Here is a 12,331-nt window from a genome sequence, read left to right on the forward strand (position 1 = left end):
GGCCATCCCGATGACCCCCGATCCGTTCCAGGAACGCCTCTGGCGCCGCTTCGAGGGCGCCATCGACCCGTTCCAGGACACCGACCGCGAGGTGCTGCCGGAAAGCGCCTGGGCCTTCATCCTCTATTTCGCCCGGCAGGCGAAGGGGCCGTTCATCCTTCTCCTGATCACCGGCTTCCTCGCGGGCGCGGTCGACGCCGCGCTCTACTGGTCGGTGGGCTGGCTCATCGACCTGCTCGATTCCAGCTCGCCGCAGCGGCTGTTCACCGACCACTGGCCGGCGCTCGCGGGCCTGCTCGTGCTGATCCTGGTGGTCCGCACCGTCGTGATCGTCGGTTCGGCGGTGGTCGAGCAGCAGATCGTGGTGCCCGGCTTCTTCTCCATGGTGCGCTGGCAGGCGTTCCGGCGCGTCATCGAGCAGCCCTACGACTTCTACCAGAACGACTTCGCCGGCCGCATCGCCACCAAGATCATGCAGGGCGGCGAGGCCGTCGGCGACTTCATGGTCAGCGTGCTGCAGACGATGTGGGGCTTCCTCACCTTCGTGTTCCTGTCGGTCACCATCCTGGTCTCGCTCGACCCGCTGATGGGCGCCGTGGTGGGGCTGTGGTTCGCGGGCTACGCCTCGATCATCTATTACCTGTTGCCGCGCATGCGCCAGGCCGGCCGCGCCACCGCCGACCAGCGCTCGATCTTCAACGGCCGGCTCGTCGACGCCTTCACCAACATCATGGCGGTCAAGCTGTTCGACAGCGGCAGGCACGAGCATGCCTATGTCCGCGACGGGCTCGAGAGCTACCTCGGCGCCGTCGTCCGGCTGACGCGCTCGATCACCACGGTGCGTTCGACGGTCGCGCTGCTCAACGGCTTCATGATGGCGGCGGTGGCCGCCATCTGCCTCGTCAACTGGAGCCAGGGCCAGATATCCACCGGCGCGATCGCCGCGGCGCTGGGCCTGGTCTTCCGCCTCAACCAGATGTCGGGCTGGATGATGTTCAACATCAACGGGCTGGTGCGCAACTACGCCACCGTGCAGGACGCCACCCGCACCATCTCCGTCCGCCCGGCGATCCGCGACGCGGCCGATGCCCGGCTGCTGCCGCGCGCCATGGGCGACATCGTGTTCGAGAACGTCTCCTTCCACTACGGCAAGGGCGGCGGGGTGATCGACAGTCTCGACCTGCATATCCGCCCGGGCGAGCGCGTCGCGCTGGTCGGGCCGTCGGGCGCCGGCAAGACCACCATCGTCAACCTCGCGCTGCGGCTGTTCGACGTCGAGGCCGGCCGCATCCTGATCGATGGTCAGGACGTGCGCTCGGTCACCCAGGCGTCGCTGCGCGCCCAGTTCGGGGTCGTCAGCCAGGAGGCGATGCTGATGCACCGCTCGATTTCCGACAATATCGGCTACGGCCGGGCAGGGGCCTCGCAGGCCGAGATCGTCGAGGCGGCGAAACGCGCCGCCGCCCATGATTTCATCGTCGGCGTGGCCGATCCGCGCGGCCGCCGCGGCTACGACGCCCATGTCGGCGAGCGCGGCGTGAAACTCTCGGGCGGCCAGCGCCAGCGCGTGGCGATCGCGCGCATGATGCTCAAGGACGCACCGATCCTCATCCTCGACGAGGCGACCTCGGCGCTCGACAGCGAGGTCGAGGCGGCGATCCAGGAAAATCTCTACAAGCTGATGGAGGGCAAGACCGTGATCGCCATCGCCCACCGGCTGTCGACCATCGCGGCGTTGGACCGGCTGATCGTGCTCGACGAGGGGCGCATCGTCGAGGAGGGCAGCCACGATGCGCTCATCGCCAAGGGCGGGCTCTATTCGCAATTGTGGAAGCGCCAATCCGGCGGGTTCCTCGCCGATCGCCTCGCGGCGGAGTAGGATCGCCTCATGTCCGTGCGCCCGCCCAGCCTCTTTTCCAGCCGCCAGGAGCAGAGCCTCAACGTGCTCGACTACGAGCTCCTGGCCGAGAAGGCGGCAGCTCTCGGCCGGGCCGGCGAACGGGTCGGCGAGGCACTCGCCAGGCTCGACGCCCATTCGGGCGATGCCGAGTCGCGCCGCGGCCTGGTCAAGGCCGCCGCCGACGCCGTCTACGGCTATTTCGTCCAGCGCGAGCTCTGCGGCTACCGGCGCCACGACGACGCCATCCGCCACTACGGCATCCCGCGCGAGGTGCTGGCGCGACTCGGCGCGGCGTGAACGGCGCAGGGGAAAACCTTGCTGGCACTGGAGGGGGTGGCGGCCGATGCCGTCGCGCAGCTGCAGCCAAGGCTGCGCAAAGATGCGAAAAAAGGCCGGAAACCGCCCGATTGCCGGGGTTTTCCACGAATATCACCATCCCCGCGACAATCTGCCCACGTCGCCTGTCTTGTCTGGACAAAAACTGGCTTCACGCATAAACCGAACTCCAAATGCCGGAGGAATTTCGCTAGCCTGGTTGCCATGCGCTGTCGGGCCAGCGGCGTTGAGCGGGGACACGTGCTCGGCCTCCGGTGGAATTGAGGCAGAAGGATCAGGTCCCGTGAGCGCAACCGATACGAGCGAGCCCAATCGCCGCGATTTTCTCTATGTGGCCACCGGCATGGCCGGCGTGGTCGGCGCTGGCGCCGTGGCGTGGCCCTTCATCGACCAGATGCGCCCGGACGCTTCGACCCTGGCCGCTTCCTCGATCGAGGTTGACGTCTCGTCGGTCACGCCGGGCATGTCGCTGACGGTCAAGTGGCGCGGCAAGCCGGTCTTCATCCGCAACCGTACGCCCGAAGAGATCAAGGCCGCCCAGGAAGTGCCGCTCGCCGATCTCAAGGATCCGGTCGCGCGCAACGCCAACGTCGCGCCGGACGCCCAGGCGACCGACCTCGACCGTTCCGCCGGCAAGGACAAGGAAAACTGGCTGGTCATGGTCGGCGTGTGCACCCATCTGGGCTGCGTGCCGCTCGGCCAGCAGGGCGATTTCGGCGGCTGGTTCTGCCCGTGCCACGGCTCGCACTACGATACCGCCGGCCGCATCCGCAAAGGGCCGGCGCCGGAAAATCTCGCAATTCCGACATTCCAGTTCATTTCCGATTCCATGGTCCGGATAGGCTGAGGCAGGGGGACTTATTTCCATGAGCGGACACTCGACCTATTCGCCCAAGACCGGCATCGGCCGCTGGTTCGATGCGCGCATGCCGCTGCCGCGGCTGGTGCACGATTCCTTCGTGTCGTACCCGGTCCCGCGCAATCTGAACTACGCCTACACCTTCGGCGGCATCCTTTCGATCATGCTGGGCGTGCAGATCCTGACCGGCATCGTGCTCGCCATGCACTACGCCTCGGACACCTCGCTCGCCTTCCAGTCGGTCGAGAAGATCGTGCGCGACGTCAATTCCGGCTGGCTGCTGCGCTACCTGCACTCCAACGGCGCGTCGTTCTTCTTCATCGCCGTCTACGTCCATATCATGCGCGGCCTCTACTACGGTTCCTACAAGGCGCCGCGTGAGCTGCTCTGGATCCTCGGCTGCATCATCTACCTGCTGATGATGGCCACCGGCTTCATGGGCTACGTGCTGCCGTGGGGTCAGATGTCCTTCTGGGGCGCGACCGTCATTACCGGCTTCTTCACCGCCATCCCGCTGGTCGGCGACTGGATCCAGCAGCTGCTGCTCGGCGGCTTCGCCGTCGACAACCCGACGCTGAACCGCTTCTTTGCGCTGCACTACCTGCTGCCGTTCATGATCGCGGGCGTCGTCATCCTGCACGTCTGGGCGCTGCACGTGACCGGCCAGACCAACCCGACCGGCATCGAGGTCAAGTCGAAGACCGACACCGTCGCCTTCACGCCCTACGCGACCATCAAGGACGCGTTCGCGATGATCGTGTTCCTCGCCGCCTTCGCCTACTTCGTGTTCTACATCCCGAACTATCTCGGCCACCCCGACAACTACATCATGGCCGACTCGCTGAAGACGCCGGCGCACATCGTTCCGGAATGGTACTTCCTGCCGTTCTACGCGATCCTGCGCGCCGTCACCTTCAACATCGGGCCGATCGACTCGAAGCTCGGCGGCGTGCTCGCCATGTTCGGCGCCATCGCGGTGCTGTTCGTGGTGCCGTGGCTCGACACCTCGAAGGTGCGCTCGGCCGTCTACCGTCCGTGGTACAAGCTGTTCTTCTGGCTCTTCGTCGCCAACGCCATCTTCCTCGGCTGGCTCGGCTCGAAGCCCGCGGAAGGCATCTACATCCCGCTGATGCAGATCTCGACGCTGTACTACTTCGCGTTCTTCCTGATCGTCATGCCGGTGCTCGGCCTCATCGAGACGCCGCGCCGCCTGCCGAACTCGATCACCGAAGCGGTGCTCGAGAAGAACAAGGGCGGTTCGGCCCATCCGGCCGGTGCCACCGCAGCGCCCGAAACCCGCGGCTGAGCCAACGAGAATCTGAGAGGGATTTTTCGAATGAACAAGATTCTCAAAGGCCTGGCTGCCATCGGCCTGCTGCTCGCCGCAACCACCGGCGCAGCGCTGGCTCAGGAGAACGCGCCCGCGACCCAGCCGCACGACATGTCCAAGATGGGCGCCGGCAGCACGGGCGGCATGGCCGGCATGGCCGGCATGGAGGCCCCGTCGGAGCACAATCTCGCGGAGCCGACGCACTTCCCGATCAACGCTCCCAAGGAGATGGACTGGTCGTTCGCGGGACCGTTCGGCACCTACGACAAGGCCCAGCTGCAGCGCGGCCTGAAGATCTACAAGGAAGTCTGCGCGGCCTGCCACTCGATGAACCTGGTGGCCTTCCGCACGCTCGAGGACCTCGGCTACACCGAGGCGCAGGTCAAGGCCTTCGCCGCCGAGTACGAGGTCCAGGACGGTCCGAACTCCGACGGCGAGATGTTCACCCGCAAGGCGCTGCCGGGCGACCGCTTCCCGTCGCCGTTCCCGAACAGTGCCGCTGCGGCCGCCGCCAACAACGGCGCGGTGCCGCCGGACTTCTCGCTGATCGCCAAGGCGCGCGGCGTCATCCGCGGCTTCCCGACCTTCGTCTTTGACATCTTCACCCAGTATGCCGAAGGCGGTCCTGACTACATCCACGCGCTGCTGACCAGCTACGACCAGCAGCCGCCGGCCGGCATGGAGATCCCGGAAGGCACGCACTACAATCCGGCCTTCATCGCCGGCAAGTCGCTCGCCATGGCCAAGCCGCTCTCGGACGGCCAGGTGACCTACGAGGACGGTACGCCCGAGACGGTCGACCAGTATGCCAAGGACGTTGCGGCGTTCCTGATGTGGGCGGCCGAGCCGCACCTGCCGGAGCGCAAGCAGACCGGCTTCCAGGTTCTGCTGTTCCTGGCGCTGTTCGGCGGCCTGCTCTATGCGACCAAGCGCAAGGTGTGGGCGAACGTCGCGCACTGAGCGGGTGTGATTGCCAAGAAATGAAAGGGCGCTGCGAGGCGCCCTTTTCTTTTTATGCGCTGATCATCTTGCCGATCGCTTCCGTCAGCCGGTCCTGATCGCCGCCTGACAATGTTCCGAGGCGGCCGATGATGAGGTCGTCGGCGACGGTGAACAGCTTCATTCGGGCAACGCACTGGGTTCGCAATCCGGCGTCGGCGAAGTCGATGATCGGCAGGTCGCTCGGCCATTTCGTGTTGCTGGCCGTCGTGACCATCGTGGTCAGTGAATGGCCATGCGCACGATTGAAGGAGCCGTTGCTTAGGATGATTGCCGGACGCTGCTTCTGGCCGCGCTTTTCGGTGAAGGGGAAGTTGACCAGGATGATGTCAAATCGGTCGTAGGTCACCGAAGGCCTCTTCGTCCTCAGCTGAGTACCATTCATCGAAGGTCATGTCGGCGAGACGCAGCAAGGCATCCGTGTCGTCGTCGGGCCAGGTCAGTTGAACTTTCTGGCCACGCCGTTCCTGCAGGCGCTTCCATACCGTGGCCATGGCGCCGACCGGCTTCAGCCCGAGTGTCGGGCGTCCGTCCGCACCACTTCTCATCCTGGCCCATTTGCCGACGATGCCGTCGACCGAAAGGCTGATCGTCTCTTCGGGAGCAAGGCTGACTACGGTTTCGTACAGGGCCGGGCTTGCCTTCAAGTGCTTTGCCCAGATCACATCGTCCTTGATCTCGATAAGCATGGCTGCCTCCAGATATCGCGGAATGCCGAGGTGAGGATATGGGTGGGGTGGGGGTGGCGTCAAGCATTCGCTCCGGGACGACTTTTCATCCCCTGAGCGAGCATCTAGAAGAAGAGAACTCTTCACAAGGCGCCCCATGAACACCTCTCTCGAACAGACGTTGCTTTCGTCGATCCGCACCATCCCGGACTATCCTCGTCCCGGTGTCATGTTCCGCGACATCACGACCTTGCTCGGCGATGCGCGCGCCTTCCGCCGCGCCATTGACGAACTCGTCCACCCGCATGCGGGATCGAAGATCGACAAGATCGCCGGCATCGAGGCGCGCGGCTTCATCCTCGGCGGCGCCATTGCCCACCAGATGTCCGCCGGCTTCGTGCCGATCCGCAAGAAGGGCAAGCTGCCGCACGAGACGGTGCGCATCGCCTACAGCCTGGAATACGGCCTGGACGAGATGGAGATGCACAAGGACGCCGTCGCGCCCGGCGAAAGGGTCATCCTGGTCGACGACCTGATCGCCACGGGCGGCACGGCGGAGGCTGCGGTGAAGCTCCTGCGCCAGATGGGGGCCGACATCGTCGCGGCCTGCTTCGTCATCGATCTTCCCGACCTCGGCGGCCGCAGGAAGCTCGAGGCGCTCGGCGTCGAGGTCCGCACCCTCATCGCCTACGAGGGGCACTGAGGGGCGGCCGCCGAAGCTGCAATCTCCCCCCTTGTGGGGGAGATGCCCGGCAGGGCAGAGGGGGGGTGGGAAGGAATGAAACGGTACCTTCCTGAAAGAGAAGGACCCGCCGCTACCCGGCCTTCACCAGCACAGCGCTGTCGAACTCGATGACCTTGTCGCCGGTGCTGTCGAAGCCCTCCGAGTGCAGGGTGAGGATGCGCCATCCGGGGCGCGATGCCAGCGGCCGGAGATCCTGCGCCATGCGCGTGAAGGTGACGGTTTCGCCGGCATAGACCGGCTTGAGCCATTTGAGGTTCTTGAAGCCCGGCGAGGGGCCGAATTCGGGCGCCGGGCCCCGGCCCGCCCACGCCTCGCCGCGGAAGGCGAGGTTGAGCTTCATCCACACCGCGGTGGTGTGCCAGCCCGAGGCGCAGAGGCGGCCGAAGACGCTGTTGCGGGCGGCCTCCTCGTCGACATGGAACGGCTGCGGATCGTATTTGCGGGCGAACGCCTTGATCGCCTCGGACTCGAAGAGGTAGCTGCCGAGGGTGATCGTCCTGCCGATGCCGAAATAGTCCTCGAGGGTCATGCCGCGGCCGCCTCCCGGGTCAGGAACATGCAGGTGTTCTGGAATTCGAACACCATTTCTCCCTTCTGGTTCGCGAGTTCCGCCCGCCAGGTGACGAAGCCGATGCCCGGCCGCGTCCTGGACAAACGGCTGGACAGGACCGTCAGCCGGCCGGCGAGCACGTCGCCGGCGAGCACCGGCTTCTTCCACTTCACGAAGTCGACGCCCGGCGCGCCCTGCGAGGTCGAATTGAGCAGGAAGGCATCGCACAGCATGCGCATGAACATGGCGCAGGTGTGCCAGCCCGATGCCGAGAGCCCGCCGAGGATGCTCGCCTTGCCGGCCTCCTCGTCGAGGTGGAAGGGCTGGGCGTCGAACTCGCTGGCGAATTCGACGATCTCGCCGGCCTCGACGGTCTTGGTCCCGAGGTCGATCTCGACGCCCTCGGCGAAGTCCTCGAAAGCCCATTTTCTGGCGGTCATCGGCATTCCTGTTCAAGCTTGTACGATCCACCATGGACCGGCCCGGCATGCCGCACAAGGCCTGTCAGGGGCCGGCCGGGGGAGATCGATTGGCTCAGAGCCACCACCGGAACGGCACTATGCCGAGACCACCATCGGCCCGCGCGCCATCGGGTAGCCGAGCATCCACCTCGGCTCCGGCATGGGCCGGCCAGCGGCCAAACAAAAGCGCGCGACTGGTCGAGCCAGCCGCGCGCTGATGGATCGCCTCCCGATGCGTCGCCGCATCGGCACCGGGATCAATAGTTGCCGTTGTAGTAGCGGTCGTCGCAGCGGTCGACATAGATGCTGCCGTCCGGCGCGCGGTAGCGGCACATCTCTTCGCCGCGCCGCACTTCGCCACCTTGCCGGGGCGCCGTCGACGAGCCGACCACCGCGCCGAGCAGGGCGCCGCTGGCGGCGCCGATCACGGTGCTCTTGGTGTTGCCGCCGATGGCCTGGCCGACCAGCGCTCCGCCGGCCGCGCCGACGAGGGCGCCCGTCCCGGCACCCTGCTGCTGCGGCGTCTGTGCACAGGCTGCCAGCGTCACGAGCAGCGCGGTAGCGAGAGCTATTCCATTGAATTTCACGATCAAATCCTCTCCTTGAGTCCCTATGGCTCAAATGCCGGCGCATTGCGGCGGAACATGGGCGGTCTCCCAGCCCCGCGGGCGTGGGCCACGAAGGGTGCCGCGCAAAGTGGATGGACCTCGCAACAAAAAAGGCCGGGCTAACCCGACCTTTCTCTACATCTCGACATCCAGTGCCAGTACATCCGTGGTCAAAGGAGGAGACGATCTGCAATCTCCATGACGGTGTATATGGGGATGGTTAACGAATGTTTAAAGGGGCGACGCCGGCCTGTCCAAGGCTGTTCCGGCCGCCGGCGGCAGAATTTGCCGGCCCCTGCTTGACCGCTGCCGACGCATCCGCGCCGCCCCGAGACCGGTCTCGGGGCACGCAGCTTGCGCAACCAGCCTGCCAAGGCCTCAGGTGTTGAACTTGAACAGCATCACGTCGCCGTCCTGGACGACGTATTCCTTGCCTTCGTCACGCGCCTTGCCTGCCTCCTTGGCCGCCACCTCGCCGCCGAGGGTGACGAAATCGTTGTAGGCGATCGTCTGGGCGCGGATGAAGCCTCGTTCGAAGTCGGTGTGGATCACGCCTGCCGCCTGCGGCGCCTTGGCGCCCTTGTGGACGGTCCAGGCGCGCGTCTCCTTCGGACCGACGGTGAAGTAGGTGATGAGGTGCAAGAGCTCGTAGCCGGCGCGGATCAGCTTATCGAGGCCCGGCTCGTCGAGGCCCATGTCGGCGAGGAATTCCTGCGCCTCTTCGTCGGGCAGCTGTGCCACCTCGGCCTCGATGGCAGCCGAGATGATGACCACTCCGGCGCCCTGCGCCTCGGCCATCTTCTGCACGGCTACGGTGTGCTCGTTGCCGGTCGCGGCATCGCCCTCGGCGACGTTGCAGACGTAGAGCACCGGATGCGAGGTCAGAAGGTTCAGTCCCTGCAGGATGGCGAGGTCCTCGGCGGCGATGCCCTTGAGCAGCAGGCGCGCCGGCTTGCCGTCCTGCAGAAGCGCGAGCGCCTGCTCCATCATCGGCAGCACCGTGGAGGCTTCCTTGTCCTTGCCCTGGGCGCGCTTGCGGATCTGGACGATGCGGCGCTCGAGGCTCTCGAGGTCGGCGAGCATCAGTTCGGTCTCGACGGTCTCGGCGTCGGCAACGGGATCGATGCGGCCCTCGACGTGGGTGATGTCGTCGTCCTCGAAGCAGCGCAGCACGTGCACGATGGCGTCGACCTCGCGGATGTTGGCGAGGAACTGGTTGCCCAGGCCTTCGCCCTTCGAGGCGCCGCGGACGAGGCCGGCGATGTCGACGAAGGAGATGCGGGTCGGGATGATCTCCTTCGACTTGGCGGTCGACGCGAGCAGCTTGAGGCGCGGATCGGGAACCGCCACCTCACCGGTGTTCGGCTCGATGGTGCAGAACGGATAGTTGGCCGCCTGAGCGGCAGCCGTGCGCGTCAGCGCGTTGAAAAGCGTCGATTTGCCAACGTTGGGCAGGCCAACGATGCCGCATTTGAAACCCATGGTCTTGTAGTCCTATCGGGAGTTCAGAATTTGCTCAGGGCTATGGGCGAAAGGGTTGACGATCGTCAAGCCTTCGATGGTCTGGCCGTCCTGCAAATCCTCGGAAAGGAAGAAACTGCAAGCGAGTTCGCTTGCGGAAGCCAGTAGCAGGCAGTCCCACCACGAATATCCGAATTCGGAATGAATGTCGCGGGCGCGGTGGACGGCCCAGTATGTCAGCGGACTGTCCCCGAGTTCGGAGAATGCATCGACCACGACATAGGCGGCTTCTACCGTTCCGAACCACTTCTTGCGAAGCAACACATACGTCAGCTCGTTCAGCACCTGCAGATTGATGCAAGCCGAGCGTCGCCCTGCAAGCTCGTTGAGCCAATGCTTGGCGAGGCGCTCCTTGTCACCGCTTTGGCGGTCATGGGAGTAGAGCAGCACATTGGAGTCGATGAAGAACCTAGCGCCTTGCATTGCGCTCGTCCGCAGTGGGCATGCGGCCGTTTTCCATCACGCTCCACTTGGGCCCACTGAAGATGCGTTCAAGGGCCTCCAGTTGACGATTTCGTTCTGCTTGTGCTGCTGCGGCGCGGTCGTTTTCGACTTTTTCGCGCGCCGCGTCCGCAAGATAGCGCGACACGCTCTTGCCAGCCCTTGCCGCCTCGACCCGCGTCTGCACGAGCAGGTCATCATCCATCGAGATGGTAACATTTTTCATGGCACGATCTCACGAACTCACGAACTTCGTGTAAGGAAGATAGTGCGGGAGGCCTTTGGTCGCAATGGCGGTCTGCGCTCCGCGACCGGCAGGCGGGAGTGCCCTCACTCCTTGCCGAGCAGCTTCTTCAGCATTGCGGCCATCGGACCGGTCTCGGGAACCTTGACCGCCGGCTGGCTGGGGCGGGCCTGGCGGATGTGGCTCTGGGCCTTTGGCGCCTGTGCCTTGGGGGCCTTCGGCGGCGGCCGGTCGTCGTCGCCAGTCGGTTGAAGCGTGTCGCGCAGTCCGACGGTCACCTTGTTCATGAAGCCGCTGTCGTCGCCCTTGGCGACGAAGCCGGCATTGTCGGCGATGGCGTCGAGCAGCGCCTCGAGCCAGGCCTTGTCGGCCTTGGCGAAGTCGCCGAGCACATGGCCGTGCACCATCTCCTTGACGCCCGGATGGCCGATGCCGATGCGGACGCGGCGATAGTCCTTGCCGACATGCTGGTCGAGCGAGCGGATGCCGTTGTGGCCGCCGGCGCCGCCGCCCACCTTGACGCGCACCTTGCCGGCGACGAGGTCGAGCTCGTCATAGAAGACGGTGAGATCGGAAGGCGCGAGCTTGTAGAAGCGCATGGCTTCGCCGACCGACTGGCCGGACAGGTTCATGAAGGTCTGCGGCTTGATCAGGATGATCTTTTCGCCGGCGATGTTGCCTTCGGCGACCAGCGCCTTGAACTTTTTCGTCCAGGGCGAAAACGAATGGCGGCGGGCAATTGCGTCCGCCGCCATGAAGCCGACATTGTGCCGGTTGTTCTGGTATTGCGCACCCGGATTGCCGAGACCTGCAAACAGCAGCATGTTCGGGTCCTCCGGAAGTGCTGCCGATTATGCCTCGGCGGTAGCCTCGGCTGCGCCTTCTTCCGACTTCGATGCCGAGGTGCCGGCGATCGTGGCGACGGTGAAATCGCGGTCGGAGATGACGGGCTTCGCACCCTTCGGCAGCTTGACGGCCGAGATGTGGATCGAATCGCCGATGTCGGTGCCGTCGAGGTCGACGGTGATGAACTCGGGGATCGCGTTGGCCGGGCAGTGCAGCTCGACTTCGTGACGGACGATGTTCAGCGTGCCGCCGCGCTTGATGCCGGGCGACTTCTCTTCGTTGATGAAGTGAACCGGAACCTGGACGTTGACTTCGGTGTTTGCGCCGACGCGCAGGAAGTCGACGTGCATCGGGAAGTCACGGACCGGATCGAGCTGGTAGTCCTTCGGCAGGACCTTGATCTTCTTGCCGTCGACGTCGATCGTCGCCACGGTGGTCAGGAAGCCGCCGCCATGGATCTTGTAGAAGACGTCCTTGTAGGACAGGGCGATGGCCAGGGGAGGCTGCTTGTCGCCGTAGATGACTGCAGGCACTTTGCCGTTGCGGCGAACTTCACGGGCGGACCCCTTACCGACCAGTTCGCGTGCTTCGGCCTTGAGCTCGTAAGTTTCGCTCATGGCATTTCCTTTCGGTTGTATGGAGCGCCTACGGTTGGCTTGACGCCATGTCCGTAAACGTCGAAAGCCGCCGGATCGGGCGGCCTTCCGCCGCGTTGCCTCCAAGGGTGTCTACGCGGGTGGCGGCTCTATAACGGAAGGTGGCAAAAAGTGCAACCGTCGGGGCAGTCCGGGGCTGGCTCCGTCTTGGCGCCGCCGTGGCTGCT

At 65.1% G+C, this 12,331-nt stretch carries 16 protein-coding genes; 6 read left to right on the top strand and 10 right to left on the bottom strand.

Annotation, left to right across the window (positions count from 1 at the left end):
- Positions 1-10 precede the first annotated feature (10 nt).
- The 5 genes from PV773_RS20670 to PV773_RS20690 all read left to right on the top strand — a co-directional run bounded on the left by PV773_RS20670 (position 11) and on the right by PV773_RS20690 (position 5,385).
- Positions 11-1,879, top strand: coding sequence for an ABC transporter ATP-binding protein (locus PV773_RS20670; RefSeq protein ID WP_347968167.1), 1,869 nt, complete (start codon positions 11-13; stop codon positions 1,877-1,879).
- Positions 1,880-1,888: 9 nt separating this feature from the next.
- A complete protein-coding gene (locus PV773_RS20675) occupies positions 1,889-2,197 on the top strand; it encodes a DUF6665 family protein (RefSeq protein ID WP_347968168.1) in 309 nt (102 codons plus the stop codon).
- Positions 2,198-2,519: 322 nt separating this feature from the next.
- Positions 2,520-3,083, top strand: coding sequence for a ubiquinol-cytochrome c reductase iron-sulfur subunit (gene petA / locus PV773_RS20680; protein WP_347968169.1), 564 nt, complete (start codon positions 2,520-2,522; stop codon positions 3,081-3,083).
- A 19-nt stretch (positions 3,084-3,102) separates the two neighbouring features.
- Entirely contained in the window at positions 3,103-4,401 is a 1,299-nt protein-coding gene (locus PV773_RS20685) for a cytochrome b N-terminal domain-containing protein (protein ID WP_347968170.1), read from the top strand.
- Between the two features lie 168 nt (positions 4,402-4,569).
- Positions 4,570-5,385: a cytochrome c1 gene (locus PV773_RS20690; protein ID WP_347968235.1), complete on the top strand. Its 816-nt coding sequence runs from the start codon at positions 4,570-4,572 to the stop codon at positions 5,383-5,385.
- Between the two features lie 52 nt (positions 5,386-5,437).
- On the opposite strand, the gene PV773_RS20695 is transcribed toward PV773_RS20690, so the two are convergent.
- Positions 5,438-5,773 carry a type II toxin-antitoxin system PemK/MazF family toxin gene (locus PV773_RS20695; protein WP_347968171.1) on the bottom strand — a complete coding sequence of 112 codons (336 nt, stop codon included), beginning with the start codon at positions 5,771-5,773 and terminating at the stop codon, positions 5,438-5,440.
- Positions 5,754-6,113 (bottom strand): hypothetical protein, encoded by a 360-nt coding sequence (locus PV773_RS20700; protein WP_347968172.1) that lies wholly within the window; start codon positions 6,111-6,113, stop codon positions 5,754-5,756. The genes PV773_RS20695 and PV773_RS20700 overlap by 20 nt, the downstream gene beginning before the upstream one ends.
- A 136-nt stretch (positions 6,114-6,249) precedes the next feature.
- On the opposite strand from PV773_RS20700, the gene PV773_RS20705 reads away from it, so the two are divergent.
- Positions 6,250-6,795, top strand: a complete 546-nt coding sequence (locus tag PV773_RS20705) for an adenine phosphoribosyltransferase (RefSeq protein WP_347968173.1) — start codon at positions 6,250-6,252, stop codon at positions 6,793-6,795.
- A 112-nt stretch (positions 6,796-6,907) separates the two neighbouring features.
- Here PV773_RS20705 and PV773_RS20710 read toward each other — a convergent pair whose 3' ends face one another.
- From PV773_RS20710 to PV773_RS20745, 8 genes are all read right to left on the bottom strand, one after another.
- Positions 6,908-7,366 carry a MaoC family dehydratase gene (locus tag PV773_RS20710; protein WP_347968174.1) on the bottom strand — a complete coding sequence of 153 codons (459 nt, stop codon included), beginning with the start codon at positions 7,364-7,366 and terminating at the stop codon, positions 6,908-6,910.
- Positions 7,363-7,827, bottom strand: a complete 465-nt coding sequence (locus PV773_RS20715; protein WP_347968175.1) for a MaoC family dehydratase — start codon at positions 7,825-7,827, stop codon at positions 7,363-7,365. Before PV773_RS20715 ends, PV773_RS20710 begins: the two co-directional genes overlap by 4 nt.
- Positions 7,828-8,105: 278 nt before the next feature.
- Positions 8,106-8,435: a YMGG-like glycine zipper-containing protein gene (locus tag PV773_RS20720; protein WP_347968176.1), complete on the bottom strand. Its 330-nt coding sequence runs from the start codon at positions 8,433-8,435 to the stop codon at positions 8,106-8,108.
- Between the two features lie 399 nt (positions 8,436-8,834).
- On the bottom strand, positions 8,835-9,938 hold the full coding sequence (ychF, locus tag PV773_RS20725; RefSeq protein ID WP_347968177.1) for a redox-regulated ATPase YchF: 1,104 nt from the start codon (positions 9,936-9,938) through the stop codon (positions 8,835-8,837).
- Positions 9,939-9,950: 12 nt separating this feature from the next.
- A complete protein-coding gene (locus PV773_RS20730; protein WP_347968178.1) occupies positions 9,951-10,400 on the bottom strand; it encodes a PIN domain-containing protein in 450 nt (149 codons plus the stop codon).
- The gene (locus tag PV773_RS20735) at positions 10,387-10,644 is read right to left on the bottom strand and encodes a hypothetical protein (protein ID WP_347968179.1); all 258 of its coding nucleotides are present in this window, start codon (positions 10,642-10,644) and stop codon (positions 10,387-10,389) included. The genes PV773_RS20730 and PV773_RS20735 overlap by 14 nt, the downstream gene beginning before the upstream one ends.
- A gap of 104 nt (positions 10,645-10,748) precedes the next feature.
- Complete coding sequence (gene pth / locus PV773_RS20740) at positions 10,749-11,486, bottom strand: aminoacyl-tRNA hydrolase (RefSeq protein WP_347968180.1); 738 nt, start codon at positions 11,484-11,486, stop codon at positions 10,749-10,751.
- Positions 11,487-11,513: 27 nt separating this feature from the next.
- A complete protein-coding gene (locus PV773_RS20745; RefSeq protein ID WP_347968181.1) occupies positions 11,514-12,125 on the bottom strand; it encodes a 50S ribosomal protein L25/general stress protein Ctc in 612 nt (203 codons plus the stop codon).
- Positions 12,126-12,331: the final 206 nt, after the last annotated feature.

The sequence above is a fragment of the Mesorhizobium sp. CC13 genome, from assembly GCF_039907765.1.
Lineage (GTDB): Bacteria > Pseudomonadota > Alphaproteobacteria > Rhizobiales > Rhizobiaceae > Aminobacter.